Here is a 26,149-nt window from a genome sequence, read left to right on the forward strand (position 1 = left end):
GCGTTTCGGCTCACAGCCCGAAGCGGGCCTTGACGTCCTTGGTCTGGAAATGCTCGACGATGATGCCCAGCAGCGGGATCGTTCCGGCCAGCAGCACGCCGACGGTCTTGCCGATCGGCCACCGAACCTTGATCGCCAGATTGAAAGCCGTCAGCACGTACGCGAAATACACCCAGCCGTGCACCACTTCGATCCACCGGATCTCGTGGTGGAACGAGAGATGCGAGACGATCTCGTAGCACAGTGCGATCAGCCACAGACCCGTCGTCCACGCCATGATCCGGTAGCCCAGCAGGGCGGGGCGGATGCGGTCGGCGGAGACGGCTCCGGGTGTCTCGGGTGTGGTCATGCGGTCGTCCTGTTCTGTTTTTCGGCATCTTTGGCTGCGAGCTGGGCCAGGTAAGCGTTGTATTCCCGCAGCGCGGGCTCGTCGGCGGGCTGTTGCGCGGGCGCGGGCCGCTCGGGCAGCAACCCGGCCGGGATCTCGGTGACCGCGCCGTGCTTGCGCGGCTGCGGCGGGGCCTCTTCGTAGCGGACGAAGTTGCGGTACGCATAGATGCAGAACCACGCGAACAGTGGCCACTGCAACGCGTAGCCGAGGTTTTGGAACGTGCCCGACGCGGACTGAAAGCGGGTCCATTGCCACCAGCCCAGGGCCAGGCAGCCGCACGCCGCAGCAATCGCCAAAACGATCAGTGCGGGCCGGTGATGGCGCCTGAGAGGGGTCTCGCTGGACACCCCTCGACGGTACCGCGCGGTGGCCCGCGCAGCGCCGCCCGCCGTCCATTTCAGCGAACAACTGTTTATTGAACGACTTTGTGGGGAAGCCGCTTGAGAACCGTGTTCTCAGCCGACGCACGGAACCTCGATCGATCACAGGGACAAATAATGGGTTCTACCCTGCGCAACCTCACTCGTTGGAGCACGGCGCCGGCAAAAGGTGTTGAGACCGCCAAGTCCTGGGTCAATGTGCCGCGCGGGCTCGCGGCCCGCGCAACCACGCCGTTGCTGCCCGATGACTACCTCAAATTGCTGAACCCGCTGTGGTCGGCTCGCGAACTGCGCGGCCTCATCGTGGATGTGCAGCCCGAGACCGCGGATTCGGCAACCGTGACGATCAAACCGGGGTGGGGCTTCTCGGGCAAATACCGGCCCGGACAGTACGTCGGTATCGGGTTGCGGATCGACGGCCGGTGGCACTGGCGTTCGTATTCGTTGACGTCGATTCCGCGGCGCGACAACAAGATCGTCACGATCACCGTCAAGGCGACGCCCGAGGGTTTTCTGTCGACACACCTGGTGAACGGCGTCCAGGCGGGGACCATCGTGCGCCTGGCCTCGCCGAAGGGGGAGTTCGCGCTCCCCGACCCGCCGCCGGCCAACATCCTGTTCGTCACCGCGGGCAGCGGCATCACGCCGGTGATGGCCATGCTGCGGACTCTCGGCTCGCGTAACCAGGACGCCGACATCGTGCACATCCATTCGGCGCCCAGTGCGGACGACGTGATCTTCCACGACGAGTTGCGAGATCTCGAGAAATCTCGGGAAGGATATCGACTTCACTTGCAGCTCACCGAAACTGACGGCCACCTCGACTTCGGCGAGATCGGCGACCTCGTCGCGGACTGGCGAGATCGCCAGGCGTGGGCATGCGGCCCGCCGGCCTTGCTGGACACCGTGGAAGAGGTCTGGAAGAACGCGGAACTCGAAGAGCTGCTCCACACCGAGCGCTTCAGCATCGCCGCGACCGACAAGGGCGGCGAAGGAGGAACGGTCAACTTCGCCATCTCCGACAAGAATATCGAAATCGACGGTGCCACAACACTGTTGGAGTCGGGAGAAAAGGTCGGCATCCAAATGCCATTCGGCTGCCGGATGGGTATCTGCCAAACCTGCGTACTTCCGCTGGAGGCCGGCCATGTGCGCGACGTTCGGTCGGGAACCGAACATCGCGAAGGCGACCGCATCCAGACGTGCATTTCCACGGCCTCCGGTGACTGCACCCTCAAGATCTAGGGAGGACTCATGGCAATCACCGACATCAAGGAATACGCCCATCTGAGTACCGAGGACGTCGAGCAACTGGCGCGGGAGCTGGACGCGATCCGCGCCGAGATCGAGGAGTCACGCGGTGAGCGCGACGCCCGCTATATTCGCCGCGCCATCCAGTTGCAGCGCGCACTGGCCGCCGGCGGGCGAATTGCGTTGTTCGCCAGCCACAATCGGCTCGCGCGCTACGGCGGTATCGGCATGCTCGCGATGGCCAAGATCATCGAGAACATGGAGCTCGGCCACAACATCACCCACGGCCAATGGGATTGGATGAACGACCCGGAGATCCACTCCACCGAGTGGGAATGGGACAGCACCTGCCCGAGCGTGCAGTGGAAGCATTCCCACAACTTCGTCCATCACAAGTACACCAACATCGTCGGCCTTGACGAGGACGTCGGCTACGGGATCATGCGGGTCACCCGCGACGAGCCATGGGCGCCCTGGATGCTGGGCAATCCGATCTACAACCTGCTGCTCGGCACACTCTTCGAGTGGGGTGTCGCGGTGCACCACATCGAGACCCGCAAGCTGCGCGACAAGGAGAAGACCTGGGCCGAGGCGCGCAAGGATCTGCGGGTGATCGGCAAGAAGGCCGCCAAGCAGGCCGGCAAGGATTACCTGATCTTTCCCGCGCTGGCCGGGCGCAACTGGAAGCGCACCCTCAAGGCGAATATGGTCGCCAATCTGATCCGCAACTACTGGGCTTACATGGTGATCTTCTGCGGCCACTTCCCCGATGGCGCAGAGAAATTCACCGTCGAGGAATTCGAGAGCGAGACGCCGGGGGAGTGGTACCTACGCCAGATGCTCGGCTCGGCCAACTTCAACGCGGGCCCGGTGATGGCGTTCGTCAGCGGCAATCTGTGCTATCAGATCGAACACCACCTGTTTCCGGACCTGCCCAGCAATCGCTATGCCCAGATCGGCGTGCGGGTGCGCGAGCTGTGTGAGAAGTACGACCTGCCCTACACCACGGGATCCCTTGGCCGGCAGTACTTGCAGTCGTTCTGGACGATCCTCAAGCTCGCCTTACCGGACAGACTGCTCAAGGCGACCTCTGAAAACGCCCCGGAGACCAACTCCGAGTTGAAGTTCCGTGTCCGCGAAGGGCTGCGAGAGAGCTTCGTCGACCCCGCGACCGGTAAACGCCGGGGCCTGCGCACCGCGCTGCGCGAATTGCGGGCCGCCTCGAGGGCGGCGTGAGTGGCATAGCTCTCAGCTCGTAACCAAGGCTAGCCTTGCCTTAGCTAACCGTGTAAGGTCCCTCGCCATGGCCTCCTCTTCTTCCGCGGTGACCACTGCGCTGCAAAGCATTCTGCGTGATGACCTCAACGTCGACATGACCCGGGTCACGCCCGAAGCCAGGTTGATCGACGATGTCGGGTTGGACTCGGTGGCCTTTGCTGTCGGCATGGTCGCCATCGAGGAGCGGCTCGGCGTCGCGCTGTCCGAGGAGGAGCTTTTGACCTGCGACACGGTCGGCGATCTGGACGCGGCGATCGCGGCGAAAACGTCGTAATGAGCGAACTCGCGGCAGCGGTCACGCGGTCAATGCAGACCGCGACCTCCGAATTGGCTGTCTTCGACAAGGAGACCTCGGGGTGGCAACGGCGCCCCTGGCCGGAAGTGCACGGGTTAGCCGAAGCAATTGCGGCCTGGCTGCTCGACCATGACCGGCCCACCGCGGTCGGTCTCGTCGGCGAACCGTCCGTCGAGTTCGTCGCCGCGATCCAGGGTTCGTGGCTAACCGGCGCGGCCATCTCGATCCTGCCCGGCCCGGTGCGGGGCGCCGAGTTGCGGCATTGGGCGGAGTCGACGCTGGCCCGGTTTGCCGAAATCGGGGTCGGTGCCGTCCTGAGCCACGGCTCGCACCTCGAAAGTCTGCAAGCCGCACCGGATGCCGGCATCACGGTCGAAGACCTGGCAATCGCGGCGCGCACCAACCGTTCGGCATCGGGCCTGCCCCATGCCGATTCCACCGGCTACGCGATTCTGCAAGGAACGGCGGGGTCGACCGGTTCACCCAAAACCGCGATGCTTTCGCCGGGAGCCGTGCTCAGCAACATGCGCGGGGTGGATCAACGATTCGGCTTCGACGTCTCCCGTGACGTTGTGTGCTCATGGCTGCCCGTATTTCACGACATGGGGCTCACCTGCGTGCTCTCGGCGATGCTGGCCGGATTGCCGCTCTGGCTCGCTTCGCCGACGGCGTTCTCCGCGTCGCCCTTCAACTGGCTGAAGTGGCTCTCGGAAAGCCGCGCGACGCTCACCGCCGCGCCCAACCTCGCCTACAACATCCTGGGCAAGTATGCGGCGCTGGTGTCCGACGTCGACCTGGGCGCCATGCGGGTGGCGATCAACGGTGGCGAGCCGGTCGACTGCGAGGGATTCGCCCGGTTCGCAGAAGCCATGGCGCCGTTCGGATTTGACGCGGATGCGCTGGCGCCGTCCTACGGCCTCGCCGAGTCCACCTGCGCGGTGTCCCTGCCCGCGCCGGGAACGGGACTGAACTTCACGACCGTTTCCGACGACACCGGTGCGCACAAATACGCCGTCCTGGGCGAGGCGGTTCCCGGCATGGAGATCCGGGTGCTGACCGGCGATCGCAACGCCGGCACGACCGACCGCGAGATCGGCAACATCGAGATCCGCGGCACGTCGATGATGGACGGCTACCGAGGTCACCCGGCCATCGATCGCGACGGCTGGTTCCCCACCGGCGATTTGGGCTTTTTCGACGACGGCGGCCTGGTCGTATGTGGCCGTGCCAAGGAAATCATCTCGATTGCGGGCCGCAACATCTTCCCGACCGAAATCGAGCTGATCGCGGCCCAAGTCAGCGGGGTGCGCGAGGGCTGCGTGGTTGCCCTGGGAATCGGCGAGCGAACCGCGCGCCCCGGCCTGGTCGTCGCGGCCGAGTTCAAGGGCGATGACCAAAGCCAGGCCCGCTCCGAAATGATTCAGCGAATCGCGTCGGTGTGCGGAATCGTGCCGGCCGACGTGGTTTTCATGTCGCCGGGATCCCTGCCCCGCACCTCGTCGGGCAAATTACGCCGACTGGAAGTGCGGCGAACACTGGAGCTGGTGGACTGAGATGACCGCAACAGGTCAGACCGTTTTCGATGCCGACTATCGCGCGCTGCTGACCGATGCGTTCGACGACCGAGTCACCGAGTGGACGGCCGAAGCCGAGTTGCAGCAACGCTTTCCGCGCAAGCTGATTGAACACCTCGGCGCAAGTGGTGTCTTCAGCGCCAAGTGGACCGACCAAACCCAGCCCGACGTCGGCAAGCTCATCGAGCTTGCCCTTGCGCTGGGCCACCTGGCCTCCGCGGGTATCGGAGTGGGTGTCAGCCTGCACGACTCGGCCATCGCCCTGCTGCGCCGTTTCGGCAAGTCGGATTACCTGAAGGACATCTGCGAGAAGGCGATTCGCGGCGAGGCGGTGCTCTGCATCGGTGCCTCGGAAGAATCCGGCGGATCGGATCTGCAGATCGTCGAGACCGAGGTTCGTTCGCACGACGGCGGTTTCGCGGTCCGGGGCATCAAGAAGTTCGTCTCGCTTTCGCCGATTGCCGACCACATCATGGTCGTGGCGCGCAGCGTCGACCACGACTCGTCCAGTCGGCACGGCAACGTCGTGGTGGTGGCGGTGCCAACCACGCATGTCAACGTGCAGCAGCCTTACAACAAGGTGGGTGCCGGGCCGCTGGACACCGCGGCGGTCCACATCGACACCTGGGTTCCGGCCGACGCGATGGTCGCGCGGGCCGGCACCGGGCTGGCGGCCATCAGTTGGGGATTGGCGCACGAGCGCATGTCGATTGCCGGCCAGATCGCGGCTTCATGCCAGCGGGTGATCGGAGTTACCTTGGCCCGCATGATGACTCGGCGCCAGTTCGGCAACACGCTGTTCGAGCATCAGGCGTTGCGGCTGCGGATGGCGGATCTGCAGGCGCGCGTCGACCAGCTGCGCTTTGCCCTGCACGGCATCGCCGCACAGGGGCGGCTGGATCTGCGGGCGGCCGCGGGTATCAAGGTCACCGCGGCTCGCCTCGGCGAAGAAGTCATCGGCGAGTGCATGCACATCTTCGGTGGCTCGGGCTATCTCGTCGACGAAACACCCCTGGGCAGGGTGTGGCGGGACATGAAGCTGGCCCGGGTCGGTGGCGGCACCGACGAAGTCCTCTGGGAATTGGTCGCGGCCGGCATGAAGGCCGACCACAACGGCTACGACGACTGGGTCGGACGCTCCAACGCGTAGAGCACCATGCGCCGGTTCGGCGCGTCGTGCTCACCGAGCCAACGGCATCCGACGAACTCGCACAGTCGGCGCACCGTGGTGTTGCGGTGATCGGGGTCGAACATGATCCGCTCGCAGCGCGGTTGCAGCGCGAACACGCTGGCCACGATCCGCGGCAGCAGTCGCGGGCCGAAGCCCCGGTTCACCAGCCTCAGGTCCGCGATGGCCGCGTGCAGACCGATGTCGTAAGGGTGGGCGTCGTAGTGGTGCGAGATCATGTCCTTTGCCGCCCAATAGATCTCGAGGTAGGCGCACTCTTCGCCGCGCAGGGTTGCGATCAGCGGCAGCGAATAGGTCCCCTCGAGCTGCGCGTCGATGTGCTGACGCCAGCGCGACTCGGGCCAGGCGTACTCCCAGGTCTCGGCGAGATGAGGGCGATTCATCCACTCCGACACCATCTCTGCGTCGTCGCTGACCGCGGCGCGCAGGTCGTATGGCGGGTCCAGCACGGGGACCGGAAGCGGGCCGACGCGCCGTACCTCTTCGGGCAAGTCCCTGCGTTCGCGCTTCAGTACCTGGGTCGCCGCGTCGTCGGTCTGGGTGCTTGAGGCTCCGTTCATCGTTTGCTGACCTTACCCGAGAGTGGTTTCGAGGTTAGGTTAGGCATGCCAAATACAGCTGCGGGTCCTCTTCCGGCGGCCCCGGACCTAGGCCGCACCTTCCAGCCCCGTCGAGTGGGCATCCGCGGCGTTGCGCGTGCCAGGAGGGCGGGGACACGCCGGGCAGGCCCGACGTCGACCCACACGCGAATCCCCGAGCACACGCGTCAAAGACGCGGCCTCATTGTCCCGCCCGCGCGGGCGGGACAATGAGGCCACCGCGGTGACGTTTGCCCCGCCGCCGGAGCGGTAATATCGCTACGCCCAGGCGCGAGTGGCGGAATTGGTAGACGCGCTGGATTTAGGTTCCAGTGTCTTAGGACGTGGGGGTTCGAGTCCCCCCTTGCGCACTCCGGCGGTTCAGCCGTGAATCCCGTGCACCCGACCACCGCGCCTCGACCGGGTCACCGCGCGTCAGCTATGGTAAGGCAACCCTTAGTTACGGGTAATGTGATCGTGGCGCGGAACTCCCCGCCGCGGGAGAGGACCGCCGATGGCACGCGGGTTCCAGGGTGCGATATTGCGTGGTTTCGGCGCGCGCGATCACACCGCAACCGTGCTCGAAACCGTGCAGATCGCACCGCATTTCGTGCGGGTCCGGATGGAGTCGGCGACCCTGTTCGAAGACGTGGAGGCCGAGCCCGCCGCGTGGCTGCGGTTCTGGTTCCCCGACCCGGCCGGGTCGAGTACCGAGTTCCAGCGCGGCTACACGATCTCCGAGGCCGACGCCCCGTCCGGCCGTTTCGCGGTCGACGTCGTGCTGCACGAACCCGCCGGCCCGGCGTCGACGTGGGCGCGCACCGTCGCGCCCGGCACCACGATCGCGGTGATGTCGCTGATGGGCTCGTCGCGGTTCGACCCGCCCGAGGAGCAGCCGGCCGGCTATCTGCTGATCGGCGACTCGGCGTCGATCCCCGGGATGAACGGCATCATCGGCACGATCCCCGACGACGTGCCGATCGAGATGTACCTCGAGCAGCACGACGACAACGACACCGCGATCCCGATCACGGCGCATCCCAGGCTGCGGGTGCACTGGGTCCGGCGCGGCGACGAGAAATCGCTGGCCGACGCGATCGAGACCCGCGACTGGTCGAACTGGTATGCCTGGGCGACGCCCGAAGCCACCACGCTGAAGAACGTCCGCAAGCGGCTCAAGGAGGCGTTCGGCTTCCCCAAGTCCGAGGTGCACGCGCAGGCGTATTGGAGCGCCGGGCGCGAAATGGGTACCACCCGCGGCGGCGAGGCGGAGACCGTCGAGGCGCGCTCCGACGAGAGTGCACCGGGAAGCGTTGCGGCGCAGCCCGAGCCGGCGCCGGCCGCCGTCGACGACGTGGCCGCCGCCGGCCGCGGCAATTGGCGCGCTCAGGCCGCCGGCCGCTTACTCGCGCCGCTGCGATCGGCGCTGATCGTCTCCGGCGTGCTGCAGGCGGTGATCACGCTGGTGCAGCTCGCGCCGTTCGTGCTGCTGGTCGAGTTGGCCCGGCTATTGGTCTCGGGCGCGGACGCGTCGCGGTTGTGGGACGTCGGAATCGCCGCCGTCGCGCTGCTGGGTCTGGGCACCCTGCTCGGTGCCGCCCTCACCCTGTGGTTGCACGTGATCGACGCGCGGTTCGCGAGCGAGCTGCGCTCACGGCTGCTGAGCAAGATGTCACGGCTGCCGCTGGGCTGGTTCACCGCCCGTGGATCGGGCTCGATCAAGCAACTGGTGACCGACGACACGCTGTCGCTGCACTATCTGGTCACCCACGCGATCCCGGACGCGGTCAACGCGATCGTCGCGCCGGTGGCGGTGCTGGTCTATCTGTTCACCGTCGACTGGCGGGTGGCATTGGTCTTGTTCGGGCCGGTGCTGGTCTATCTCGTGATGGCGTCGGCGCTGTCGATCCAATCCGGGCCGAAGATCGCCCAATCGCAGCGCTGGGCCGAACGAATGACCGCGGAGGCCGGCGCCTACCTCGAGGGCCAGCCGGTGATCCGCGTCTTCGGCGGCGCGGCGGCGTCGAGCTTCCGGCGCCGGTTGGACGAGTACGTCGGATTCCTGGTGGCCTGGCAGCGGCCGCTGGCCGGTAAGAAAACCGCGATGGATCTGGCCACCCGCCCGTCCACGTTCCTGTGGCTGATCTGCGTCATCGGCACCCTGCTGGTGGTCACGCACCGGATGGATCCGGTCAACCTGCTGCCGTTCTTGTTGCTGGGCACCACCTTCGGTGTTCGGCTGCTCGGCATCGCCTACGGACTCGGCGGCATCCGCAGCGGAATGCTCGCCGCCCGGCGGCTGCAGATCGCACTCGACGAACAAGACCTCGGCGTAGCAGAACAGCCGGGCGCGCCGGGCAGCGACGCGGTGGTGTTCGACCGGGTCGGCTTCAGCTACCGCCCCGGCGTTCCGGTGATCCAGGACGTCTCACTGGAACTGCGCCCGGGCACCGTGACCGCGCTGGTCGGCCCGTCCGGCTCCGGGAAGTCGACGCTGGCGGCGCTGCTGGCCCGGTTCCACGACGTCGAGCACGGTGCGATACGTGTTGCGGGACAAGACATCCGGTCGCTCACCGCCGACGAGCTCTACACGCGGGTCGGCTTCGTGCTGCAGGAGACTCAGCTCGTGCACGGCACCGTCGCGGAGAACATCGCGCTGGCCGTCCCGGATGCCACCCTCGAACAGATCCAGGCCGCGGCCCGCGAGGCGCAAATCCACGACCGGGTGCTGCGGCTGCCAGATGGATACGACACCATGCTGGGCGCCAACGCCGCGCTGTCCGGCGGTGAGCGGCAACGCCTCACCATCGCCCGCGCGATCCTTGCCGACACCCCGGTTTTGATCCTCGACGAGGCCACCGCATTCGCCGATCCGGAGTCGGAATACCTTGTGCAGCAAGCACTTAACCGGTTGACCCACGACCGGACCGTGTTGGTGATCGCCCACCGCCTGCATACCATCACCCGAGCCGACCAGATCGTCGTGCTCGATCACGGGCGGGTCGCCGAACGCGGCACGCACGAGGAGTTGCTCGCCGCCGACGGGCGGTATCGCCGGTTGTGGGATACCGGCCAGGGTAATCCGGTGGCCGCGACCGGGGCGGCGCAGGAGGGCCGGCGATGATCCGCACCTGGATAAGCCTTGTTCCGGCCGAGCGCCGCGCGAAGGTGAACGCCTACGTCGTTCTCGCGCTCGTTTCGGTCGTCGTGCGCGCGGTCGGCGCCGTCCTGCTCGTCCCGCTGGTGGGGGCGTTGTTCAGCGACGCGCCGCAGCGCGCGTTGGCGTGGCTGGGCTGGCTGTCCGTCGCCACCGTGACCGGATGGATCGTCGACACCGCCACCGCTCGCACCAGCTTCGAATTGGGCTTCGCGGTGCTCGACCATTCGCAGCACGACGTGGCGGACCGGCTCCCCGGTGTCCGGCTGGACTGGTTCACCGCCGACAACACCGCGCTGGCCCGCCAGGCGATCGCGGCAACCGGCCCCGAACTCGTCGGCCTGGTGGTCAACCTGCTGACGCCGCTGACCACCTCGGTGCTGCTGCCCGCGGTCATCGGCCTGGCGCTGTTGCCCATCTCGTGGCAGCTCGGCGTGGCCGCGCTGGCCGGTGTGCCCCTGCTGCTCGGGGCGTTGTGGGCCTCGCTTCGGTTGACGCGCCGGGCCGACGCGGCGGCCGGCGACGCCAACAGCGCGCTGACCGAGCGGATCATCGAGTTCGCCCGGACCCAGCAGGCGCTGCGCGCCGCGCGGCGGGTCGAGCCGGCCCGCAGCCTGGTGGGCTCGGCGCTGGCCGAGCAGCACAGTGCGACGATGCGGCTGCTCGGCATGCAGATCCCCGGTCAGCTGCTGTTCAGCATTGCCAGCCAGCTGGCCCTGATCGCGCTGGCCGGCGCCACCGCGGCGCTGACCGTGGACGGCACGCTCACGGTGGCCGAAGCGGTCGCCCTGATCGTCGTGATCGCCCGCTACCTGGAGCCGTTCACCATCGTCAGCGAGCTGGCGCCCGCGCTGGAGAGCACCCGCGCCACCCTCGACCGGATCCGGGGCGTGCTCACCGCGCCCGCCGTTGCGGCGGGGTCCGGTGACTTGCCGGGCACCGCGGTGGCGCCGCGCATCGAATTCGACGACGTCGCCTTCGGCTACGACGGCGCCAGCACGCCGGTGCTGGACGGGGTCAGCTTTGCCTTGGAGCCGGGAACCACGACGGCGATCGTCGGGCCGTCGGGTTCCGGCAAGAGCACGATCCTGTCGCTGATCGCCGGGCTGCACCAACCCACCCGCGGCCGCGTCGTCGTCGATGGCACCGATGCCGCCACGCTGAACACCGAGGCGCGCCGCGCGCTCAGCAGCGTCGTCTTCCAGCACCCGTATCTGTTCCACGGGACGATCCGCGACAACATCTTCGCCGGTAACCCCACCGCCGGCGACGACCAGTTCGGCCGGGCGGTCGCGCTGGCGCGGGTCGACGAGCTGATCGGCCGGTTGCCCGACGGTGCCGACACCGTCGTCGGCGAGGCCGGCTCGGCGTTGTCCGGCGGCGAGCGGCAACGGGTCAGCATCGCGCGGGCCCTGCTGAAGTCTGCCCCCGTGCTGCTGGTCGACGAGGCGACCAGCGCCCTGGACACCGAGAACGAGGTCGCGGTGGTCGACGCGCTCACCGCCGACCCGCAAGCGCGTACCCGGGTGATCGTGGCGCATCGGTTGGCCAGCATCCGCCACGCCGATCGCGTGCTGTTCGTCGACAACGGGCGCGTTTCCGAGGACGGTTCGATCGACGAATTGCTGGCCGCGGGTGGCCGATTCAGTGAATTCTGGCGACAGCAGCACGAGGCCGCCGACTGGCACATCGCCTCCGATTAGGCCACGGCGGGTGGCACTTGCCGTATGCCTTACAGTTGATCAGTCAGTCGGCCGGTTGAGTCCTGGAGGCGTGGTTGCGTATGAGTGCTGTGGTGTCGATTCCGCGGTACCCCGGCGATGTGACACCCGCATGGTTATCCGCGGCACTCAGCGAACGCCACCCACCGGTCGAGGTGTCTCACGTCGACGTGGTGGCCATCGGCACCGGCCAGACCGGGGCGACCTATCGCGTGACGGCGCAATACGCCTCGGATCCGGGGGAGCTGCCACAAACTTTCGTGATCAAGCTGCCCGCCCAGGACGACACCGTGCGCGACCGCGTCGTCATCGGCTATCGGAGCGAATGTGCGTTCTACACCGCGGTGGCCGACCGGGTACGGGTGCCGACCCCGAGCTGCTTCTATTGCGAAATTACCGACGACGCAATGGAATACGCGCTGCTGCTGGCCGACCAGGCGCCCGCGGTGCAGGGAGACCAGATCGGGGGCTGCGGCGAGCGGGAGGCGCGACTGTCGGTGCTGGCGCTGGCCGGCCTGCACGGGCCGAGTTGGTGCGACCCCTGCTGGCTGGATCTGCCCGGACTGGCGTTTCCCCGCCCGGACGAGGATATGGCCCAGGGCCTCGGCGAGGTGGCCAAGATGAGCGCCGAGATCACCCTGGAAAAACTCGGTGACCGGATGAGCGCCGAAGACCGCGAAACCTTCACCACAACAATGGGTTTGGTGGCGCCGTGGCTGTCCACCGAGCGGGACCGTTTCGCGTTGCTGCACGGTGACTACCGGCTGGACAATCTGCTGTTCGACCCGGCGCACACCTGGGTGAGCGTGGTCGACTGGCAGACGCTCGGCGTGGGGCTGCCCGCCCGGGATCTCGCCTATTTCACGGCAACGAGCCTGAATTCCGAACTGCGGTCGGCAATCGAGAGGGACCTGGTCGACGACTATCAGCGAGCGCTGCGGGGTTATGGCGTTACCGGCTACGACCGCGAAACATGTTGGCGCGATTACCGACTCGGGATGCCGCAGGCGCTGCTGATCTCGGCCCTGGGATTCGCGTTCGCGACCTCCACCGAGCGCGGTGACGACATGGTGCTCGCGATGCTGGGTCGCGGCTGCCAGGCGGTCCGTGACTTGGGGACGCTCGAACTGCTCGGCTGAGCGCCGGTTATCGGTTGAACCGACCGTCGAGATACTCGGCCCGGCACGCGTTGCGGGCGAGTTTGCCGCTGGTGGTGCGTGGGATCGTGCCGGCGGCGACGAGCCGGATATCGGCCACCCGGACCTGATGCTCGCGTGCGACCGCGGCGCGCACCGCCGCGGCGATCGCCTCGGGATCCGCGCGCCCGACACCGGCGGCGCGTTCGGCGACCACGACCAGCTGCTCGGCGGAGCCGCCGTTGGCAGCGTCGGCCGGAACGGAGAACGCGGCGACGTAGCCGGTTCGGATGGCCGGTGAGGAATGGCTGACGGTGGTTTCGATGTCGTGCGGGTAGTGGTTGCGACCGTCGATGATGATGAGGTCCTTGATCCGTCCGGTCAGGTAGATCTCGCCGTCGATGTACACGCCGAGATCGCCGGTGGCCAGCCAGTAGCAGTTGTCCGGGGCGCCCTCGGCGTGGCTGCCCCGCTCGAGCCGGGCCTGCAGCTTGTTGCCGAACGTGCGCTGCGATTCTTCCTCGCGCCCGAAATAGCCGCGGGCGATGTTGTTGCCGTGCAGCCAGATCTCGCCGACCCCGCCGTCCGGCACCTCGGCACCGTCCGGGCCGGCGATCACCGCCCAGACGTCACGGAAGGGCCGGCCGCAGGAGACATACGCGACCGCACCTTGGGCGTCCGGCTCGACGATCACCGCGTGCCCGGCGGCGAGCTGAACACGGTCGAGAAACACCCCGTGGGCCGCCGCGTCCGGGGCGGTCATGGCCACTCCCAGCGTCGCCTCCGCCATCCCGTAGGCCGGTTTGACCGCCGTCGCGGGTAGACCGTGAGCAGCGAACGCCTCGGTGAATTTCTCGATGGCCGACATGGTCACCGGCTCGGAGCCGTTGAGCAGGCCAACCACGTTGTGCAGGTCGATGGCGACACCGTCGGGGGGTAGTCCCCGTTCGGCGGCCAGCTCATACGCGAAATTGGGGGCGGCAGCGAACGTCGGGCCGTTGGCGGCTTCCGCGCTCAGCTCTTTGATCCACCGGAACGGCCGACGGACGAATGCCATCGGATCCAGCAGCGTGAGGTATTCGCCACCGCACAACGCCGGGAACATGATCATGATCAAGCCCATGTCGTGGTACAGCGGCAACCAGCTGACGCTGTGCGTGTTTCGGTGCAGGTCGGCGCCCAGGATCATCTGCAGCACGTTGGTAACCACCGCGCGATGCGTGACTTCCACGCCGGCCGGGCTGCGCGTCGACCCCGACGTGTACTGCAGATACGCGGTGTCGTCGGTGCCGATGGTCGGCTCGGTGAACATCGAGGCCAGCGATGCCGGGATCGCGTCGACCGCGATCAATCGCGGCCGGCCGACCACCGGGTGCGCGCGCAGCGATTCCCGCACCGACTCGGCCGCCGCGGTGGTCGTCAACACCACGGCGGGCCGAGCGTCGGCCAGCACCGCCGTCAGCCGCTCGGTATGACCGGCCAGGCTCGGGGCGAACAGCGGGACCGCGATATTGCCCGCATGGACGGCGGCGAAGAACGAGGCCACGTACTCCAGGCCCTGTGGCGCCAGGATCGCGACGCGGTCTCCGGGCTTGGCGACCTGCTGCAGGCGGGCGCCGATCGCCCGGACCTGAGTCCACAGGTCATTCCAGCTCAGTTCCAGGACGCGGCCGTCCTGCTCCTTCGCGTAGTCGATGAACCGGTACGACGGACGGTCACCGAACGAGGCACGGTTTTGATCGAAGAACGAGGTGAGCGTCAAACCGTCGGGCAAGTGAATCGAGCCGTCGGCGAGTACGTAATCGTTTATGTCAGCCGCGAGTGGCTTAACAGCATCTATCGACAGATGGGGCCGTCCCATGTTGAGAGAATAAGAGAGTTACTTAGTCTTTTGCTCCACCGGGTGGGTGTGTCGCATCCGACGTTCGGTAACGATGTGATTTATGTCACGTCACAACGGCGCGATGACCAGCGGATTTGGTCGGAAATGCACCGCGGCATCCGTCGTTGTCGGCGCGGAAAGTGTTGGCACAACTCGTCGCTGGGGATCGCGGCGCGGGTTTGGCATCGGCGCTGAGCCTGGTGCCGAACCGCGGACGCATCAGTATTGGCTGGACCCCTGATCCACCCGGATCTGGGCGGCGGTGACCTTGCGCGACTCGTCGCTCGCCAGCCAGCACACGGCGTCGGCGATCTCTTCCGGCTCGGCAACCCAGTCGGGCAGAAACGGCGTCAGGACGTGCGCCAGCTGGGGGTTGGTTTCCATCGCCCTGGCCACCGCCTCGACCATGTCGCCGGAACCCATCTGCGTGTTCACCGGGCCCGGGTGCACGCTGTTGACCCGGATCGAGTGCTTGCCCAATTCGGCGGCGAAGGCCCGGGCCAGCCCGGTGACGGCGTGCTTGCTGGCGGTGTAGTGCACCATGAACGGCTGCTGCTTTGCCCCGGCCGCCGAGCTGATCAGGATGATCGAGCCGCCGCGCCCACCTTCGATGATCTTGTCCGCGCCGGCCATCACGGTGTTCCAGGTGCCCGTCACGTTGATGTCCAGCACGTCGCCGAAGTCTTCCGGCGTGATCTCGTTCCACGGCTGGGGGGCGGCAACCCCGGCGTTGGCCACGATGATGTCCAGGCGGCCCAGTGCGGCGACGCCGTCGTCGACGGCCTTGCGCAGCGCCGCCAGGTCGCGGGTGTCGACGACCGAGGCGACGATGCGCCGGTTTGTCTGCTCGACCAGGCGAACGGTTTCGGCGAGGTCTTCCTCGGTCGCCGGATCGTAGGGAACGCACGACGGGAGCTTGCCGGCGATATCGACGGCGATGATGTCGGCGCCTTCCTCGGCCATCCGCACGGCATGGGCGCGACCCTGGCCGCGCGCCGCTCCGGTGATGAAAGCGACTCGGCCCTCGAGCTTGCCCGGCATTACCGCTCCTTCGCTGTAGCCCGCCCCGCCGCTTTGACGAGGTTGGACCCGATGATCAGACGCTGAATCTCGCTGGTGCCCTCGTACAGCCGCAGCAACCGCACGTCGCGGTAGATGCGCTCGACGGTAACGCCGCGCATGTAACCGCTGCCACCGTGAATCTGGACCGCGAGATCCGCGACGTTGCCGGCCATTTCGGTGCAGAAGACCTTCGCGGCCGACGGCGCAATCCGGCGATCCTCGTCGGCGACCCACAACCGGGCCGCATCACGCACCAGCGCCCGGCCCGCCATCACCCCGGTCTGCTGGTCGGCCAGCATCGCCTGTACCAGCTGGAAGTCGCCGATCGGCGTCCCGCCCTGGGTCGCGGTGGCGGCATACGCGACGGATTCGTCGAGGGCACGCGTCGCCGCGCCGACCGCGAGCGCGGCGATGTGGACCCGGCCACGCGCCAGCGAGGTCATCGCGGCCCGGTAGCCGACGTCTTCGCTGCCGCCGACGAGCGCATCGGACCCGACGCGGACGTCGGTGAGGTTGACGTCGGCCGTCCAGGCGCCTTCCTGGCCCATCTTGGCGTCCTTGGCGCCCACCTCGACGCCCGCGGTGTCCGCGGGAACCAGGAAGACGGCAATGCCCGGGCCCTGGTCGTCGGCGGGCCGGGTGCGCGCGAACACCACGAACAGGTCCGCGACGGGTGCGTTGGTGATGAAGCGCTTCTGGCCCGAGATCACCCAGTGGTCGTGGTCCCGAACGGCTTTGGTGCGCAAGCCGGCCGGGTTGGATCCGGCGCCGGGTTCGGTCAGCGCGAAGGAGGCGACGACGTCGCCGGATGCGATCGACTCCAGCCAGCGCGATTTCTGCTCGTCGGTGCCGAACCCGACCAGAACTTGACCGGCGATGCCGTTGTTGGTGCCGAACATCGAACGCAGGGCCAGCGACGTGTAGCCCAGCTCCATCGCCAGTTCGACGTCTTGCATCAGGTCGAGGCCGAGGCCGCCCCATTCCTGGGGAATCGCGTAGCCGAACAGCCCCATCTTCTTGGCCTCGTCGCGCAGGTCGTCGGGGACGCGATCCTCGTCGAGGATTTCCTGCTCGCGGGGGACGACGGCGGTTCGGACGAATTGCCTTGTCTGAGCAAGGATCTCGCGGAAATCGTCGTCCGACACTGCGGTGGATTCGGCGGTGGCCATCGGCTCCACACTCCTCTCCCTGCCCGGGATACCCCGGTCCAGGGCAGGATCCTATATCAAATATGATATTTGCCTTGAGGTGCCCGGCAGTAGCGAAAACAGTGAAGGATGTGGGTCCAGGTGTCGTTGTTGACAGGTCAGACGGCGGTAATCACAGGCGGAGCGCAAGGACTGGGTCTGGCCATCGCGGAGCGCTTTGTCGCCGAGGGTGCGCGCGTTGTGCTCGGCGACGTCAACCTCGAGGAAACCCAGGTCGCGGCCAAGCAGCTGGGCGGTGACGACGTCGCCGTCGCGGTCCGCTGCGATGTCACGCAGTCGTCCGACGTCGAAACCCTGATCCAGACCGCGGTCGAGCGGTTCGGTGGCCTGGACATCATGGTCAACAACGCCGGGATCACCCGCGACGCGACGATGCGCAAGATGACCGAGGAGCAGTTCGACCAGGTTATTTCGGTGCACCTGAAGGGAACCTGGAACGGCACCCGGCTGGCGGCCGCGATCATGCGGGAAAACAAGCGAGGCGCGATCATCAACATGTCCTCGGTGTCGGGGAAGGTCGGCATGGTCGGGCAGACCAACTACTCGGCGGCCAAGGCCGGCATCGTCGGCATGACCAAGGCCGCCGCCAAGGAGCTGGCCTACCTGGGTGTGCGGGTCAACGCGATCGCACCCGGTTTGATCCGGTCAGCCATGACTGAGGCTATGCCGCAACGCATTTGGGACTCGAAGGTCGCCGAGGTGCCGATGGGCCGGGCCGGCGAGCCCAGTGAGGTCGCCAGCGTGGCGCTGTTCCTGGCGTCCGACCTGTCGTCGTACATGACCGGCACCGTCATGGAGATCACCGGCGGCCGCCACCTATGAGTGCTCTCCGCGAGGTCGTCATCTGCGAGCCCGTCCGGACGCCGATCGGCCGTTACGGCGGAATGTTCTCCTCGCGCAGTGCCGTTGACCTCGGGGTCACCGCGCTGAAAGGGTTGCTCGATCGAACCGGGCTGGCTCCCGATGCCGTGCAAGACGTGATTCTCGGCCACTGCTATCCCAACAGCGATGCGCCCGCGATCGGGCGCGTGGTGGCGTTGGATGCCGGGTTGCCGGTGACGGTGCCCGGCATGCAGGTGGACCGTCGCTGCGGCTCGGGTCTGCAGGCAGTGATTCAGGCGGGCCTGCAGGTGGGCGCCGGCGACAACGACCTCGTCGTCGCCGGGGGATGCGAAAGCATGAGCAACGTCGCCTTCTACTCCACCGACATGCGTTGGGGAGGGGCTCGCGACGGCGTACGGGTGCACGACGGGCTGGCCCGCGGGCGCACGACCGCCGGCGGCCGTCACTACCCGGTTGCGGGCGGGATGCTCGAGACCGCCGAGAACTTGCGCCGCCAGTACGGCATAACACGTCAGGAGCAGGACGAGCTCGCGGTGCGGTCGCATCAGCGTGCGGTGGCCGCGCAGAAGGACGGCGTGCTGGCCTCGGAAATAATCCCGGTGATCATCCCCGGTCGACAGGGCGACGACGTGATCGACACCGACGAGCATCCCCGCGCCGACACCTCGGTGGAGTCGTTGAGCAAGCTCAAACCTGTTCTGCGCAACGATGATCCGGAGGCAACGGTCACGGCCGGCAACGCCAGCGGCCAGAACGACGCCGCGTCCATGTGTGTGGTGACCACGCGGGACAAGGCATCCGAGTACGGCCTGACCCCGCTGGTCCGGATCGTGTCGTGGGGACTGGCGGGGGTGGCGCCCAAGATCATGGGGATCGGCCCGGTGCCCGCCACCGAGGTGGCGCTGGCCAAAGCCGGCCTGCAACTGTCCGACATCGACCTCATCGAGCTCAACGAGGCCTTTGCCGCTCAAGCACTGGCGGTGACACGCGAATGGAAGTTCGGCGCTGCCGATTTCGACCGAACCAACGTGCACGGCTCGGGGATCTCGCTGGGCCACCCGGTCGGTGCGACCGGCGGACGCATGCTCGCCACCTTGGCGCGTGAGCTCAATCGTCGCCAGGCGCGCTACGGACTGGAGACCATGTGCATCGGAGGCGGGCAAGGCCTGGCCGCGATTTTCGAAAGGATCGCTTGACGTGCAGCCGCTCAGCGGGGTTACCGTCATCGAGATATCCAGCTTCGTCGCCGCGCCACTGTGCGGTGTGACGCTGAATCAACTTGGCGCACAAGTAATCCGTGTCGATCCGATCGGCGGCGCCTCGGACGTGAAGCGCTGGCCGCTGGCCGCCGACGGCACGTCGATCTACTGGACCGGGCTGAACAGGGGGAAGCGCTCGGCCACCATCGACGTGCGCTCGCCCGAGGGGCAAGAACTGGTGCAGCGGCTGGTTACCGACGGCGACGGCATCGTCGTGACCAATGCGGTGCTGCCCTGGCTCAGCCATGAAGTGTTGGCGGCCAAGCGTTCCGACGTCATCCATGTGCAGCTACTCGGGCGCGGCGACGGGTCCACCGGGGTCGACTACACCGTCAACGCGGCCATCGGTTATCCACTGGTGACCGGACCGGCCAACCAGGCCGGTCCGATCAACCACGTGCTGCCCGCCTGGGATGTGTGCTGCGGGCTCTATGCGGCATTGGCGGTTGTTTCCGCGCTGCACCGCCGCGCCCAGTCGGGCGAGGGCGCACGGATCACCCTCGCGCTGGAGGATGTCGCACTGGCCACGGCGGGGAATCTGGGATTGCTGACCGAGCCTCAGGTGATCGGAACCCAGCGCGAGCGTCTGGGCAACGCCATCTACGGCCAGTACGGCCAGGACTTCAACAGTTCCGACGGGGTGAGGTTCATGGTTGTCCTGTTGACTTCCAGGCATTTTCGCGACATGGTTGCCGTGACCGGAACAGGCTCCGCGGTGGCTGCGCTGGCCGAGGCGCTGGGTGTGGACTTCAACACCGAAGGCGACCGGTACCGATACCGTGACGTGCTGTCCGGCTTGTTCGCCACCTGGTTCGCCGATCACACGGCCGAACAGGTCACCGCGGCGCTGTCGGACACGACCGTGCTGTTCGAGCGATACCGCACCTTCGCGCAGGTCGCCGAAGACCCGAAAGTGACTGCCAATCCGCTATTTTCCCGGCTGGACCAACCGGGTGTCGGTGAATATCTGGCCACCGGCCTGCCGGCGGCGTTCGACGGCGTGCACGCCTACAGCCAGCCCGCGCCCACGCTGGGCCAGGACACCGCCGATGTCCTCGGCCAGTGCCTGGGATTGACGCCCGCCGACATCGAGCGGCTCACCAGCGCCAAGACGATCGGCTGAAGGGACCGCGCATGACCAAACTCGCCCAGACCCTGGGGCTGACCGAGATTCAAACCGAGATCGTCGCTACGGTACGGCAATTCGTGGAGAAGGAGGTTATCCCGCACGCGGCCGAACTCGAACGCGCCGACACCTACCCGCAGGACATCGTCGATCAGATGCGTGAGATGGGCCTGTTCGGGCTGATGATCCCCGAAGAGTACGGCGGCCTCGGGGAGTCGCTGCTGACCTACGCGCTGTGTGTCGAGGAGCTGGCGCGCGGCTGGATGAGTGTGTCCGGGGTGCTCAACACCCATTTCATCGTCGCGTACATGCTGCGCCAGCACGGCACCGACGAACAACGGCAGCGCTTCCTGCCCCGGATGGCGACCGGCGAAACCCGCGGTGCCTTTTCGATGTCGGAGCCCGAGCTGGGTTCCGATGTGGCCGCGATCCGCACTCGGGCCCGGCGCAATTCCGATGGCACCTACACGATCAACGGCCAGAAGATGTGGCTCACCAACGGTGGCAGTTCCACCCTGGTGGCGGTGCTGGTGCGCACCGACGAGGGCTCCGACAAGCCGCACCGCAACCTGACCGCCTTCCTCGTCGAAAAGCCAACGGGCTTCGGCGAAGTCATTCCCGGCCTGCGAATTCCCGGCAAGATCGACAAGCTGGGCTACAAGGGCATCGACACGACCGAGATGATTTTCGACGGCTACGCGGCCAGTGCCGACGATGTGCTCGGCGGCACCACCGGGCAGGGCTTCTTCCAGATGATGGACGGTATCGAGGTCGGCCGGGTCAACGTGTCGGCGCGGGCGTGCGGGGTCGGGATCCGTGCTTTCGAGCTCGCGGTGCGCTACGCGCAACAACGCGAGACGTTCGGCAAGCCGATCGCCGAGCACCAGGCCATCGCCTTCCAGCTGGCCGAGATGGCGACCAAAGTCGAAGCGGCACACCTGATGATGGTCAACGCGGCGCGCCTGAAGGATTCGGGCGAGCGCAACGACGTCGCCGCCGGCATGGCCAAATACCTGTGCAGCGAGTACTGCACCGAGGTCACCCAGCAGAGTTTCCGGATCCACGGTGGCTACGGCTACTCCAAGGAATACGAGATCGAGCGGTTGATGCGCGACGCGCCGTTCCTGCTGATCGGTGAGGGAACCAGCGAAATCCAGAAGAACATCATCAGCAAGCGACTACTCGCCGAATATCAGGCGTGAAGCGATGAGCGTTCCGGATTTCGCTGCGCGGCCTCAACTTTCCGAGGACGTCGCGCGGATCATCCGTCGGCGGATATTCGACGGCGCCTACGCCGCGGGGTCATACGTTCGCCTGGACCAGCTGGCGGCCGAGTTGGGGATCAGTGTCACTCCGGTCCGAGAGGCGCTGTTTGCGTTGCGCGCCGAAGGACTGATCGCCCAGCAACCCCGCCGCGGCTTCGTGGTGTTGCCGGTCACCGGTCGCGACGTCACCGATGTCGCGAATGTGCAGGCACACGTCGGTGGGGAGCTGGCCGCGCGCGCCGCGGTCAACATCACTCCCGGCCAGCTGCACGAGCTCAAGGAACTGCAGGCGCAGCTGGAGCGGGCGTATGCCGGCGACGACCATGAGCGGATTGTCCTGCTGAACCACGAGTTTCACCGGGCCATCAATGTGGCGGCCGACTCGCCCAAACTCGCTCAGCTGATGTCACAGATCACCCGATTCGCCCCCGAATCGGTGTTCCCGTCGATCGAGGGCTGGCCGAGCCAGTCGATCAAGGACCATCGGCAGATCCTGACCGCGCTGGAGATTCACGACGACAAACTGGCGCGTGCCGCGATGTCGGAACATCTGGCCGCCGGCGCGGTTCCGTTGATCGATCATCTGGTCGCCCGCGGCGTGGTGGCCGACGACAGCGGTACCGCTTAGCCGCTCTGATCGCGGAACGTCTGCCGGTAGCCCTGCGGCGACACTCCGGACAGTCGGCGAAATTGCTCACGGAAGTTCGTCGCCGAGGCGAAACCTACTTGGCGCGAGATGCTTTCGATGCCGTCGGCGGTTCTCTCCAGGAGCTGCTGCGCGTGCCTGATCCGGACATTGTTGACCCACTGCATGGGCGTCTGACCGGTCTCGAGCTTGAACCGGCGGTTGATGGTCCGCTCGCTGCTGGACGCCTGGCGCGCAATGTCGCGCAGTGTCAACGGCAGGTGCGCATTGTTCTCGATCCAGACCAATACGCCGTCGAGTTCGGTGTTGGACATGCGGCGATTGCGGATGATGAATTGTGCTTGCCCGCCGCTGCGGTGCAGTGGGGTGACGGCCAGGCGGGCGGCGTCGGCGGCCGCGGCCGAACCGTAGTCGCGGGCGACCAGGTGCAGACACAGATCCAGCCCGGCCGACGCCCCGGCCGAGCTGAGAACTTGGCCTTCGTCGACGTAGAGCGCATCGGCATCCAGCCTGACATTGGGGTAGGTCGCCGCAAACAATTCCGCCGCGACCCAGTGCGTGGTCGCCCGTTTCCCGTCGAGGATGCCCGCGGCGGCCAGGGTGAAAGCACCGCTACAGATCGACGCGATTCGAATTCCCTTGTGGTACGCAGACTTCAATGCGGCAACCACGTCGTCGCCCACTGGCGCCGCCGCGTCGTTGCGGCCCGGCACGATGATGGTGTCGGCGTTGGCGAGCTCGTCCAGGCCGAAGTCGGTTGCGATCCGGATCGGCCCCGCGGCGACGAGGGGCTCGCAGCCACACACCCGAACCCGGTAGCCCGGCGCTGTGCCGTCCAGCCAGACGCGGCCGAACACCTCCACCGCGATCGCGAGATCGAACGCGATGACATCGGGCTCGGCGAGAATCGCGACGGAACGCATGTCTGGCAATATACCGGCGCAACGTGGCAATCCGGCCACTGGTCTCGGGCGCCGCGACCGGAGAACATGGCTGGGTGCATGCGCAAATTGTGTTGTACGACGGGTTCGACCCACTGGACGCCATCGGTCCGTTCGAAGTTCTTGCCGCCGGCGCGGAGATGGTCGCGGGCGATCTCGCGGTGACATTGGTGACGGCGGACGGCCCGCGGAGCGTGACCAGCGGCACCCGCGGTTTGGCGCTGGCCGCCACCGCCACGCTCGATCCGTCCGAACCCGGGTGCGTGATCGTTCCCGGTGCCAGTGGGCCGATCGTGGGCGACCCCGACGACGGCGTCGAGACCATCCCGGTGTTGTTGGCCCGGGCGGCGCAGACCGAGCTGACCCCGCTGCTGCACAAGGCATTTGCGAATCCGGACGTGACCATGGCCGCGGTGTGCGGGGGGTCGGTGATCATGGCGATGTCGGGCCTGATCGAAGGACGCCATGCGGTGACCCATCATTTGGGTTTGGACCTGCTCGACGCCGCGGGTGTGCGGCCGGTCGCGGCCCGGGTCGTCGACGACGGAGATCTCGTCACGGCCGGCGGCGTGACCTCGGGCCTCGACCTGGCCCTGCACCTGCTCGATCGCTTTTACGGTCCTCGAATCGCGCACGCCGTCGAGGAACTCTTCGAATACGAGCGACGGGGCACCGTATGGCGGCCCGCGGGCCGAGAACCGGTGGAGGTATAGGTTGAGCATCGAAGGCGACTGGGACGTGAAGATCAAAACCCCGATCGGCACGTTGGCCGTGCTGTACGCATTCACGCAATTGCCCGATGGGCTGGCCGGTACGGCGACCTACAAAGATGAAACTGTTGCGCTGCACGACTTTACGAGCGAACCGGCCCAGGGTGGCACCCGGCTCACCTGGCGGCAGTCGGTGACCAGGCCGATGCGGCTGAATCTGGCTTTCGATGTGCTGGTCCGCGGTGACGTGCTGAGCGGACACTCACGCGCGGGCCGGTTGCCGCGTTCGGCGGTGTCCGGGGCTCGTCGGTAGCCGGCGCCATCTCTTGTCGCACAGCCGGGGTGGGCATACGCTGCCCTCAGGGGTGGGCAACGAATGGAGAGAACAATATGGCTCCAGCGCTTCGTGCATCGGCCCTCTTCGTTGCAACCCTGACCTCCATCGCGTTCGCGGCGCCGGCGCATGCCGACCTGCTCGACCCGATCCCGGGCAACGGTGTCTTTGTGGTCGGGCCCGACATCGCACCGGGCCTCTACCACACGGGCGGGTCGGGGTCGGCCTTCGGGGTGTGGATCAACAATGTGCCGACCCAGGACTCGATGTGCTCGTGGTTCACCTACAGCACGCCCGATGCGAACAAGGACCATGTACTGCAGACGAACACCTCTATCGGTCCGATGTTCGCGAACATCAACACGTCGGTCAAGGCCTTCGAGTCGCAGAACTGTCAACCCTGGACGCGGGTCCCCTAGGACCGGGCGGCGCCAATACGTTTCAGGCCGACTGGGTTTCGCAGCGCGTCGCGGCGGCGTCGGTCGACAACCCGTTCTCCGCCCGCATGCGCCGCGCGGATGCGGCACGACGGCGGGCGAACAGTCCCGCCTCGATCATGCGGCCCGCTTCGCGTCGCAGGTCTCTGCCCACCGTGCGCCAGAGGTGAGCACCGTCAACAGCGGGGTCGCGTGCGGCGGCCATGGTCCACCGGATCAACCGGCCGGCCGTGAAAACTGCTGTTGGCGAACGGTTTCGGGAGAACACGTCGAGCAACTGCGTTGCGCCGTCCGGCCGGGCGGAGAGCCAACGATACGCCGCGTCTTCGATCGGGGACACCGCGTCGTCGCGGCCGAGCAGGTTCGCCCACTGATACATCGGCAGGCACTGCCGGTCCCGGTCCTGCTCCCACGCAACCAGCGCCGCGTCGAGTGCGACGGGATCGTCGAGGTGGGCGGCCGACGTCTCGCCCAGTAGCCGGCCGAACCGCAACGCATCCCGGATTCCCTGGGCGGTCACCGGATCTTTGAAGTGGCCGGCATCTCCCGGCAACGCCCACCCGGGTCCCTGCGAGTGTCGGAAGTACGACGGGTGTGAATAGGAGATCCGGATCTTGCCGACGCGGGTACATCCGCGCAATCGCTCGGAAAACGGTGGAACTCGGCCAACCGCCGCCCGGAACGCGGCCTCGGGATCCGTGCGAAATTCGTCGCTACGGGCCCGAGGCGGCATCAGCAGCGCCACCAATTGCCCTCCATCGCAAGGAAACACCGTGACGAGATCGTCGCCGTAACGCCACTGCATGGCCAGGTTGCGCAGATCGTCGCGGCAGTCCTGGTAGTAGGCGTACGCCATCATGCGCTGGTTCTCCCAGCGGTGGTGCTCGGTGGTGCCGACCAATCGGGCGACGGTGGAACGTCGGCCGTCCGCGCCGACGACCAACTTTGCGGCGATGGTGCCCTCCGATCCGTCCCGCCCGCGGTAACGGACGCCGGTGACGCGCCCGGTCGCGTCGCGGAGCAGATCGGTCACCCGGGTCCGTTCGCGGATGTCGGCGCCGGCCGCGCGGGCCGTCTCGACCAGGGCAAGATCCAACCCGGGGCGACGCACGCAGCTACCGGCAGTCTGACCCGCGCCGGTGTCGAACGTCCCGATCACGTCCACGCCCGGGGCGGCCAGGCCCGCGCGCGTGTGCAGCGGCGCGCCGAGTTGCAGCACGCGCTCGCGTGCGCCCAGGAACTCCAGTTCGGCCCAGTGGTGTGGGAAGAAGAGGTGTGTCGAGAGCGTGTCGGAGGGAAACGATGCTCCGTCGAGCGCGATGACGTCGCGACCGCGTTGTGCGAACGCGATGGCGGTGGCGGATCCCGCGCAGCGGCTTCCCACGATGACGACGTCGGCGCGCTCCGGCATAGGGGCGAGAATGCCAGCTCGCAGCTTGTTTTGCAAGAGGGTTCATTTTTTGAATTGACTTCCAATTAACTCGCT

Annotated in this window: 24 protein-coding genes and 1 tRNA gene; 17 read left to right on the top strand and 8 right to left on the bottom strand. The window is 67.0% G+C overall.

What is annotated here, in order from left to right:
* Nucleotides 1–10: 10 nt before the first annotated feature.
* Both G6N55_RS24970 and G6N55_RS24975 read right to left on the bottom strand, forming a co-directional pair.
* Nucleotides 11–349, bottom strand: a complete 339-nt coding sequence (locus G6N55_RS24970; RefSeq protein WP_085220908.1) for a DUF3817 domain-containing protein — start codon at nucleotides 347–349, stop codon at nucleotides 11–13.
* Nucleotides 346–738: a hypothetical protein gene (locus tag G6N55_RS24975; RefSeq protein WP_085220907.1), complete on the bottom strand. Its 393-nt coding sequence runs from the start codon at nucleotides 736–738 to the stop codon at nucleotides 346–348. The genes G6N55_RS24970 and G6N55_RS24975 overlap by 4 nt, the downstream gene beginning before the upstream one ends.
* A gap of 150 nt (nucleotides 739–888) precedes the next feature.
* Here G6N55_RS24975 and G6N55_RS24980 point away from each other — a divergent pair, with 150 nt between their 5' ends.
* The 5 genes from G6N55_RS24980 to mbtN are packed head-to-tail and all read left to right on the top strand — an operon-like array spanning nucleotide 889 to nucleotide 6,319.
* Nucleotides 889–2,016 carry a ferredoxin reductase gene (locus G6N55_RS24980; RefSeq protein ID WP_085220906.1) on the top strand — a complete coding sequence of 376 codons (1,128 nt, stop codon included), beginning with the start codon at nucleotides 889–891 and terminating at the stop codon, nucleotides 2,014–2,016.
* 9 nt (nucleotides 2,017–2,025) lie between these two features.
* Nucleotides 2,026–3,258 (top strand): fatty acid desaturase family protein, encoded by a 1,233-nt coding sequence (locus G6N55_RS24985; RefSeq protein ID WP_085220905.1) that lies wholly within the window; start codon nucleotides 2,026–2,028, stop codon nucleotides 3,256–3,258.
* Entirely contained in the window at nucleotides 3,152–3,574 is a 423-nt protein-coding gene (locus G6N55_RS30205; protein ID WP_264001956.1) for an acyl carrier protein, read from the top strand. Before G6N55_RS24985 ends, G6N55_RS30205 begins: the two co-directional genes overlap by 107 nt.
* Nucleotides 3,574–5,148 (top strand): long-chain-fatty acid--ACP ligase MbtM, encoded by a 1,575-nt coding sequence (mbtM, locus tag G6N55_RS24995; RefSeq protein ID WP_085220903.1) that lies wholly within the window; start codon nucleotides 3,574–3,576, stop codon nucleotides 5,146–5,148. Before G6N55_RS30205 ends, mbtM begins: the two co-directional genes overlap by 1 nt.
* A gap of 1 nt (nucleotide 5,149) precedes the next feature.
* The gene (gene mbtN, locus G6N55_RS25000) at nucleotides 5,150–6,319 is read left to right on the top strand and encodes a mycobactin biosynthesis acyl-ACP dehydrogenase MbtN (protein WP_085220902.1); all 1,170 of its coding nucleotides are present in this window, start codon (nucleotides 5,150–5,152) and stop codon (nucleotides 6,317–6,319) included.
* Here mbtN and G6N55_RS25005 read toward each other — a convergent pair.
* On the bottom strand, nucleotides 6,286–6,918 hold the full coding sequence (locus tag G6N55_RS25005) for a GNAT family N-acetyltransferase (protein WP_085220901.1): 633 nt from the start codon (nucleotides 6,916–6,918) through the stop codon (nucleotides 6,286–6,288). The two genes, mbtN and G6N55_RS25005, sit on opposite strands and share 34 nt — an antisense overlap.
* Nucleotides 6,919–7,225: 307 nt before the next feature.
* On the opposite strand from G6N55_RS25005, the gene G6N55_RS25010 reads away from it, so the two are divergent.
* The 4 genes from G6N55_RS25010 to G6N55_RS25025 all read left to right on the top strand — a co-directional run bounded on the left by G6N55_RS25010 (nucleotide 7,226) and on the right by G6N55_RS25025 (nucleotide 12,953).
* Nucleotides 7,226–7,307 (top strand) — tRNA-Leu (locus G6N55_RS25010).
* Nucleotides 7,308–7,450: 143 nt separating this feature from the next.
* On the top strand, nucleotides 7,451–10,060 hold the full coding sequence (locus G6N55_RS25015) for an ABC transporter ATP-binding protein/permease (protein ID WP_085220900.1): 2,610 nt from the start codon (nucleotides 7,451–7,453) through the stop codon (nucleotides 10,058–10,060).
* Entirely contained in the window at nucleotides 10,057–11,796 is a 1,740-nt protein-coding gene (locus G6N55_RS25020; RefSeq protein WP_085220899.1) for an ABC transporter ATP-binding protein, read from the top strand. The genes G6N55_RS25015 and G6N55_RS25020 overlap by 4 nt, the downstream gene beginning before the upstream one ends.
* Before the next feature lie 80 nt (nucleotides 11,797–11,876).
* On the top strand, nucleotides 11,877–12,953 hold the full coding sequence (locus G6N55_RS25025; protein WP_085220898.1) for a phosphotransferase family protein: 1,077 nt from the start codon (nucleotides 11,877–11,879) through the stop codon (nucleotides 12,951–12,953).
* Between the two features lie 7 nt (nucleotides 12,954–12,960).
* On the opposite strand, the gene G6N55_RS25030 is transcribed toward G6N55_RS25025, so the two are convergent.
* The 3 genes from G6N55_RS25030 to G6N55_RS25040 form a co-directional block, all read right to left on the bottom strand.
* Complete coding sequence (locus G6N55_RS25030) at nucleotides 12,961–14,811, bottom strand: fatty acyl-AMP ligase (RefSeq protein WP_085220897.1); 1,851 nt, start codon at nucleotides 14,809–14,811, stop codon at nucleotides 12,961–12,963.
* Nucleotides 14,812–15,051: 240 nt separating this feature from the next.
* Nucleotides 15,052–15,873 carry a mycofactocin-coupled SDR family oxidoreductase gene (locus tag G6N55_RS25035; RefSeq protein WP_085220896.1) on the bottom strand — a complete coding sequence of 274 codons (822 nt, stop codon included), beginning with the start codon at nucleotides 15,871–15,873 and terminating at the stop codon, nucleotides 15,052–15,054.
* Nucleotides 15,873–17,063, bottom strand: a complete 1,191-nt coding sequence (locus G6N55_RS25040; RefSeq protein WP_085220895.1) for an acyl-CoA dehydrogenase family protein — start codon at nucleotides 17,061–17,063, stop codon at nucleotides 15,873–15,875. The genes G6N55_RS25035 and G6N55_RS25040 overlap by 1 nt, the downstream gene beginning before the upstream one ends.
* 108 nt (nucleotides 17,064–17,171) lie before the next feature.
* On the opposite strand from G6N55_RS25040, the gene fabG reads away from it, so the two are divergent.
* From fabG to G6N55_RS25065, 5 genes are read left to right on the top strand one after another with little or no spacing between them, the layout of a single operon-like run.
* Nucleotides 17,172–17,924 carry a 3-oxoacyl-ACP reductase FabG gene (fabG, locus tag G6N55_RS25045; RefSeq protein WP_085220894.1) on the top strand — a complete coding sequence of 251 codons (753 nt, stop codon included), beginning with the start codon at nucleotides 17,172–17,174 and terminating at the stop codon, nucleotides 17,922–17,924.
* Nucleotides 17,921–19,141, top strand: coding sequence for an acetyl-CoA C-acetyltransferase (locus G6N55_RS25050; RefSeq protein ID WP_085220893.1), 1,221 nt, complete (start codon nucleotides 17,921–17,923; stop codon nucleotides 19,139–19,141). Before fabG ends, G6N55_RS25050 begins: the two co-directional genes overlap by 4 nt.
* Nucleotide 19,142: 1 nt before the next feature.
* A complete protein-coding gene (locus G6N55_RS25055; RefSeq protein WP_085220892.1) occupies nucleotides 19,143–20,327 on the top strand; it encodes a CoA transferase in 1,185 nt (394 codons plus the stop codon).
* A gap of 11 nt (nucleotides 20,328–20,338) precedes the next feature.
* The gene (locus G6N55_RS25060) at nucleotides 20,339–21,532 is read left to right on the top strand and encodes an acyl-CoA dehydrogenase family protein (protein WP_085220891.1); all 1,194 of its coding nucleotides are present in this window, start codon (nucleotides 20,339–20,341) and stop codon (nucleotides 21,530–21,532) included.
* A 4-nt stretch (nucleotides 21,533–21,536) separates the two neighbouring features.
* Nucleotides 21,537–22,223: a GntR family transcriptional regulator gene (locus G6N55_RS25065; RefSeq protein WP_085220890.1), complete on the top strand. Its 687-nt coding sequence runs from the start codon at nucleotides 21,537–21,539 to the stop codon at nucleotides 22,221–22,223.
* Here G6N55_RS25065 and G6N55_RS25070 read toward each other — a convergent pair.
* Nucleotides 22,220–23,164 (bottom strand): GlxA family transcriptional regulator, encoded by a 945-nt coding sequence (locus G6N55_RS25070; protein WP_085220889.1) that lies wholly within the window; start codon nucleotides 23,162–23,164, stop codon nucleotides 22,220–22,222. The genes G6N55_RS25065 and G6N55_RS25070 overlap by 4 nt on opposite strands.
* Before the next feature lie 74 nt (nucleotides 23,165–23,238).
* On the opposite strand from G6N55_RS25070, the gene G6N55_RS25075 reads away from it, so the two are divergent.
* From G6N55_RS25075 to G6N55_RS25085, 3 genes are all read left to right on the top strand, one after another.
* On the top strand, nucleotides 23,239–23,895 hold the full coding sequence (locus G6N55_RS25075; RefSeq protein ID WP_085221236.1) for a DJ-1/PfpI family protein: 657 nt from the start codon (nucleotides 23,239–23,241) through the stop codon (nucleotides 23,893–23,895).
* Between the two features lies 1 nt (nucleotide 23,896).
* Entirely contained in the window at nucleotides 23,897–24,205 is a 309-nt protein-coding gene (locus G6N55_RS25080) for a hypothetical protein (RefSeq protein ID WP_085220888.1), read from the top strand.
* A 77-nt stretch (nucleotides 24,206–24,282) separates the two neighbouring features.
* Nucleotides 24,283–24,645 (top strand): hypothetical protein, encoded by a 363-nt coding sequence (locus G6N55_RS25085; protein WP_085220887.1) that lies wholly within the window; start codon nucleotides 24,283–24,285, stop codon nucleotides 24,643–24,645.
* 22 nt (nucleotides 24,646–24,667) lie between these two features.
* Here the strand turns inward: G6N55_RS25085 and G6N55_RS25090 are convergent, their stop codons facing one another.
* The gene (locus G6N55_RS25090) at nucleotides 24,668–26,074 is read right to left on the bottom strand and encodes an NAD(P)/FAD-dependent oxidoreductase (RefSeq protein WP_085220886.1); all 1,407 of its coding nucleotides are present in this window, start codon (nucleotides 26,072–26,074) and stop codon (nucleotides 24,668–24,670) included.
* Nucleotides 26,075–26,149: the final 75 nt, after the last annotated feature.

It is taken from the genome of Mycobacterium florentinum (assembly GCF_010730355.1).
Taxonomy (GTDB): Bacteria; Actinomycetota; Actinomycetes; order Mycobacteriales; family Mycobacteriaceae; genus Mycobacterium; species Mycobacterium florentinum.

Excerpts from the sequence above, each read along its gene's own strand:
- G6N55_RS24970 (WP_085220908.1), bottom strand. The coding sequence starts at position 349 with ATGACCACACCCGAGACACCCGGAGCCGTCTCCGCCGACCGCATCCGC.
- G6N55_RS24980 (WP_085220906.1), top strand. The coding sequence starts at position 889 with ATGGGTTCTACCCTGCGCAACCTCACTCGTTGGAGCACGGCGCCGGCA.
- G6N55_RS24985 (WP_085220905.1), top strand. The coding sequence starts at position 2,026 with ATGGCAATCACCGACATCAAGGAATACGCCCATCTGAGTACCGAGGAC.
- mbtM (WP_085220903.1), top strand. The coding sequence starts at position 3,574 with ATGAGCGAACTCGCGGCAGCGGTCACGCGGTCAATGCAGACCGCGACC.
- mbtN (WP_085220902.1), top strand. The coding sequence starts at position 5,150 with ATGACCGCAACAGGTCAGACCGTTTTCGATGCCGACTATCGCGCGCTG.
- G6N55_RS25005 (WP_085220901.1), bottom strand. The coding sequence starts at position 6,918 with ATGAACGGAGCCTCAAGCACCCAGACCGACGACGCGGCGACCCAGGTA.
- G6N55_RS25015 (WP_085220900.1), top strand. The coding sequence starts at position 7,451 with ATGGCACGCGGGTTCCAGGGTGCGATATTGCGTGGTTTCGGCGCGCGC.
- G6N55_RS25020 (WP_085220899.1), top strand. The coding sequence starts at position 10,057 with ATGATCCGCACCTGGATAAGCCTTGTTCCGGCCGAGCGCCGCGCGAAG.
- G6N55_RS25025 (WP_085220898.1), top strand. The coding sequence starts at position 11,877 with ATGAGTGCTGTGGTGTCGATTCCGCGGTACCCCGGCGATGTGACACCC.
- G6N55_RS25030 (WP_085220897.1), bottom strand. The coding sequence starts at position 14,811 with ATGGGACGGCCCCATCTGTCGATAGATGCTGTTAAGCCACTCGCGGCT.
- G6N55_RS25035 (WP_085220896.1), bottom strand. The coding sequence starts at position 15,873 with ATGCCGGGCAAGCTCGAGGGCCGAGTCGCTTTCATCACCGGAGCGGCG.
- G6N55_RS25040 (WP_085220895.1), bottom strand. The coding sequence starts at position 17,063 with ATGGCCACCGCCGAATCCACCGCAGTGTCGGACGACGATTTCCGCGAG.
- fabG (WP_085220894.1), top strand. The coding sequence starts at position 17,172 with ATGTGGGTCCAGGTGTCGTTGTTGACAGGTCAGACGGCGGTAATCACA.
- G6N55_RS25050 (WP_085220893.1), top strand. The coding sequence starts at position 17,921 with ATGAGTGCTCTCCGCGAGGTCGTCATCTGCGAGCCCGTCCGGACGCCG.
- G6N55_RS25060 (WP_085220891.1), top strand. The coding sequence starts at position 20,339 with ATGACCAAACTCGCCCAGACCCTGGGGCTGACCGAGATTCAAACCGAG.
- G6N55_RS25065 (WP_085220890.1), top strand. The coding sequence starts at position 21,537 with ATGAGCGTTCCGGATTTCGCTGCGCGGCCTCAACTTTCCGAGGACGTC.
- G6N55_RS25070 (WP_085220889.1), bottom strand. The coding sequence starts at position 23,164 with ATGCGTTCCGTCGCGATTCTCGCCGAGCCCGATGTCATCGCGTTCGAT.
- G6N55_RS25085 (WP_085220887.1), top strand. The coding sequence starts at position 24,283 with ATGGCTCCAGCGCTTCGTGCATCGGCCCTCTTCGTTGCAACCCTGACC.
- G6N55_RS25090 (WP_085220886.1), bottom strand. The coding sequence starts at position 26,074 with ATGCCGGAGCGCGCCGACGTCGTCATCGTGGGAAGCCGCTGCGCGGGA.